The sequence below is a fragment of the Aeromonas sp. QDB63 genome (assembly GCF_027707425.1).
GTDB classification, from domain to species: Bacteria; Pseudomonadota; Gammaproteobacteria; order Enterobacterales; family Aeromonadaceae; genus Aeromonas; species Aeromonas caviae.
In genome coordinates this window covers 1-3517 of the sequence record NZ_JAPCIS010000066.1, presented here as the reverse complement: position 1 = coordinate 3517, position 3517 = coordinate 1, and the positions used below count along the sequence as shown (strand labels likewise).

Here is a 3517-nt window from a genome sequence, read left to right as displayed (position 1 = left end):
AAATCGGCTCAAACATGAAGAAATGAAATGACTGAGTCAGCCGAGAAGAATTTCCCCGCTTATTCGCACCTTCCCTAATGGTGTAAGCCAATCTAACGCCTTTCTAGGACGAGTATTCAGTGACATGGCAACTTGATTTAAATAATGCTGATCTGCCTGATTTAAATCAATCCCTTTAGGTAAATATTGCCTAATTAAACCATTCATATTTTCGCATGTGCCTTTTTGCCAGGGTGAATGTGGGTCACAGAAATATACATCTATGCCTAAATCTTCTTCGAGTATTTTATGTTCTGACATCTCACGTCCACGGTCATAGGTCAACGTTTTACGCAGTTCTGCAGGTAAATATTTCAGAGCTTCAGTTAAAGCCTTGCGCACTGATTCTGCCTTTGCATCAGGTAATGTTGCCAAGATACAGAGCCGTGTATTTCGTTCAATAAGTGTTGCTATCGAACTTTTATTGTCTTTACCTTTAATTAAATCAGCTTCCCAATGACCCGGTATTTTTCTTTCTTGAACTTCGGCTGGGCGCTCATGAATAGTTTTAATATCCTGTAATATAGAATCTTTTTTAGGTTCACCGTTAGCTTTTCGCTTTTTATTTTCATGACGTAGACAGGATAATAAGTCTTTTTTCAACTCACCCTTTGGTAATGCTCGTATCGTTGAATAAATCGTTGTATGGCTTACATTCATTGTTTGATCCAAATCAGGAAATGTCTTTAAACGCTTTGCTATTTGCTGAGGAGACCATAAACAACGGATCGCTTCAACAATAAATTTCCAGAGGATTGAATCGATTTTGAGTTTTCTGTGACCACGTCTACGTCTAGCGAAGGTGTTATCAGAAGCATATCGAGCTTGATAAACGTCATTGATGCTATTTCTTTTAAGCTCACGATAGATCGTACTAGGATGTCTTTTAATGAGTTCAGCAAATTTTCTGGCTGAAAAGCCTTCTTTTCTTGACTCAAGCATTAATGCAGTACGATCTTCAAAGTTAAGATGATGGTATGACAATTTTATATACTCCATAAACCCTTTAAATTAATTAGGTGGTTTATGTCGCACTTCAAGTTTTACTCTGCCAACTTTAAATCAGTGGCTCCACTAACACTCTTCACTTATTTATTTAAAATTTAGCGACGTTAAAAGACAATTAAGTATTTTTAGATAATGCTTAGAATCAATTCAATTCATCAAGTTTTAAAAAATAATTCCTTTTGTCAGGTCTATCATTTTTTAAATGCTTTAAAAATATTTTAGCAGTTTCCTCCGAGGCATCCTCTCTTAGGCAACGTTCAACAAAGGATATATCTACAAATTCATCAGCTAACCCAGCACGGCCAAGATCTAAAAAGTAAATTTCATTGAATTTATCTATAAAAATATTACTATCCGTGATATCGCCATGAGAAAAAACCAATCTTTCTTCAACACGAGTCTCAGTTAACTCATTCCATAGACTTAGGTAAGTTCTATGGTCTCCCCATAATTCAGCGTCAAAATCATCTTGATCTATATCGTCAAGGAGTTGGTTATCAATAAAAAATTTTGACTCTTTTAACCGATGATCAATGTTTGAAATAAATGGACAATCAATAATAGCAACTGAATTTAACAGATTGAGTGCCTCCTTATAGATAGCAAGCAATTCTTGGTCTGTTAAAAAAAGCGCTGAAATTGGTTTTGCATTGATCGCTTTAGTGATCATTAATTCAAACTGCTCATCCTGAAAAGTCATGATGAGTTCAGGCACCTTTAATTTCTCAGAGAGCCAACTCAACATTTTCGCTTCGCGAGAGACACTGTATGTGGTCTCTGTATATAAAGTGCTAGATCGCTTAAGAAAAAAAGTTTCATTATTTCGATTAAAAGAATAAACATCCGATGGCGACTGACCAATTTTATTTGGCTCTAAAACGCTGTTTCCAATAAATTGTTGAATAATATTGGGCAATTCCATCAAGTTTTCCTTTTATTCAGCATTAAAAACCCCGCAAATGCAAGTCTGCGAACACTGCGGCGGTCACGTCAAAGTGATTGCCAGCATCGAAGATCCGAAGGTCATTGAGCAGATTCTCAAGCATCTGAAACAGAAAACAGCCAAGGCGAATGCCGCCAAGCAGCGTGAGCTGCCACCAGAACGAGCGCCGCCACTGACTCCCAGCCTGTTCGATCCATCACAGAGTCGTCTCTTTGACTGACGACCCCAAATCCAACACTGCTCAACACTGCCAACTTTTAAACGGGGCGGTGGGGCAGTTTGTATCTCTCGAGCTATCAGGCTAGAGATTTTACCGCCAAATCGAACCTTATTAGAGCGGTTTAGGCTGGACCGGCAGTTAAAATTGGGGCTTGAGCGGTAAACGAGTGAGGGAATTTCAGGTAAGATACTTCGGATGAGGAGCAAAAAGGTGGTTTATACTTCCTATACCCGCAAAGGTTGTTGGGAAGGCGCGAACCAACCCCATGTTTGCCTGCCTAGGCAAAGCTCGCCGAAAGAGTTAGCACCCTCCCTGATTAAAGGAAGCCGTATGGATATTATTGATAAAGTTTTTCAGCAAGAGGATTTCTCACGCCAGGATTTGAGTGACAGCCGTTTTCGCCGCTGCCGCTTTTATCAGTGTGACTTCAGCCACTGTCAGCTGCAGGATGCCAGTTTCGAGGATTGCAGTTTCATTGAAAGCGGCGCCGTTGAAGGGTGTCACTTCAGCTATGCCGATCTGCGCGATGCCAGTTTCAAGGCCTGCCGTCTGTCTTTGGCCAACTTCAGCGGTGCCAACTGCTTTGGCATAGAGTTCAGGGAGTGCGATCTCAAGGGCGCCAACTTTTCCCGGGCCCGCTTCTACAATCAAGTCAGCCATAAGATGTACTTCTGCTCGGCTTATATCTCAGGTTGCAACCTGGCCTATACCAACTTGAGTGGCCAATGCCTGGAAAAATGCGAGCTGTTTGAAAACAACTGGAGCAATGCCAATCTCAGCGGCGCTTCCTTGATGGGCTCAGATCTCAGCCGCGGCACCTTCTCCCGCGACTGTTGGCAACAGGTCAATCTGCGGGGCTGTGACCTAACCTTTGCCGATCTGGATGGGCTCGACCCCAGACGGGTCAACCTCGAAGGAGTCAAGATCTGTGCCTGGCAACAGGAGCAACTGCTGGAACCCTTGGGAGTAATAGTGCTGCCGGATTAGCTCGAATGCAAACACAAGAGGCAAATATCACTTGAGTTCCGCGCTGCAACAAGGCAGATTCTGCTATAGCAGAGTATTACCGCCGGAATGCCGTTTCTCTGCTGCCGCAGCCGACGTTATACCTTCCCTTCAAAGGAGGCATTATGAAGACTCAACTGCACGCCGAGCTGGCTCAGGTCAAGCGCTCTTTGGCAATCACCCAACTACTGGGAGCACCAGGCATCTTACTCATAGGCTTGGCACTATGGCATCGCATTTTATTTTCTTTCTCTGGTTCTGAAATCCATCCCTGTCGGTGTTGCTTATGCAGTCTGGTCGGG

Annotated in this window: 3 protein-coding genes and 2 pseudogenes; 3 read left to right on the top strand and 2 right to left on the bottom strand. The window is 42.6% G+C overall.

The features are described 5' to 3' along the window. Positions 1 to 36: 36 nt before the first annotated feature. Positions 37 to 1038 carry an IS30 family transposase gene (locus PG879_RS20330; protein WP_023408311.1) on the bottom strand — a complete coding sequence of 334 codons (1002 nt, stop codon included), beginning with the start codon at positions 1036 to 1038 and terminating at the stop codon, positions 37 to 39. Between the two features lie 151 nt (positions 1039 to 1189). Further along, the gene (locus PG879_RS20325; RefSeq protein ID WP_014386410.1) at positions 1190 to 1969 is read right to left on the bottom strand and encodes an APH(3')-VI family aminoglycoside O-phosphotransferase; all 780 of its coding nucleotides are present in this window, start codon (positions 1967 to 1969) and stop codon (positions 1190 to 1192) included. Positions 1970 to 2006: 37 nt separating this feature from the next. On the opposite strand from PG879_RS20325, the pseudogene PG879_RS20320 reads away from it, so the two are divergent. The 3 genes and pseudogenes from PG879_RS20320 to PG879_RS20310 form a co-directional block, all read left to right on the top strand. Continuing rightward, a pseudogene (locus tag PG879_RS20320) lies at positions 2007 to 2210 on the top strand (IS91 family transposase); the annotation flags it as partial. A gap of 330 nt (positions 2211 to 2540) precedes the next feature. Continuing rightward, positions 2541 to 3197 carry a quinolone resistance pentapeptide repeat protein QnrA1 gene (locus PG879_RS20315; RefSeq protein ID WP_012579084.1) on the top strand — a complete coding sequence of 219 codons (657 nt, stop codon included), beginning with the start codon at positions 2541 to 2543 and terminating at the stop codon, positions 3195 to 3197. Between the two features lie 243 nt (positions 3198 to 3440). Then, a pseudogene (locus PG879_RS20310) lies at positions 3441 to 3517 on the top strand (SMR family transporter); the annotation flags it as partial.

Bases quoted from the DNA above. Each gene is read 5' to 3' on its own strand.
- PG879_RS20330 (WP_023408311.1), bottom strand. From the start codon at position 1,038: ATGGAGTATATAAAATTGTCATACCATCATCTTAACTTTGAAGATCGT.
- PG879_RS20325 (WP_014386410.1), bottom strand. From the start codon at position 1,969: ATGGAATTGCCCAATATTATTCAACAATTTATTGGAAACAGCGTTTTA.
- PG879_RS20315 (WP_012579084.1), top strand. From the start codon at position 2,541: ATGGATATTATTGATAAAGTTTTTCAGCAAGAGGATTTCTCACGCCAG.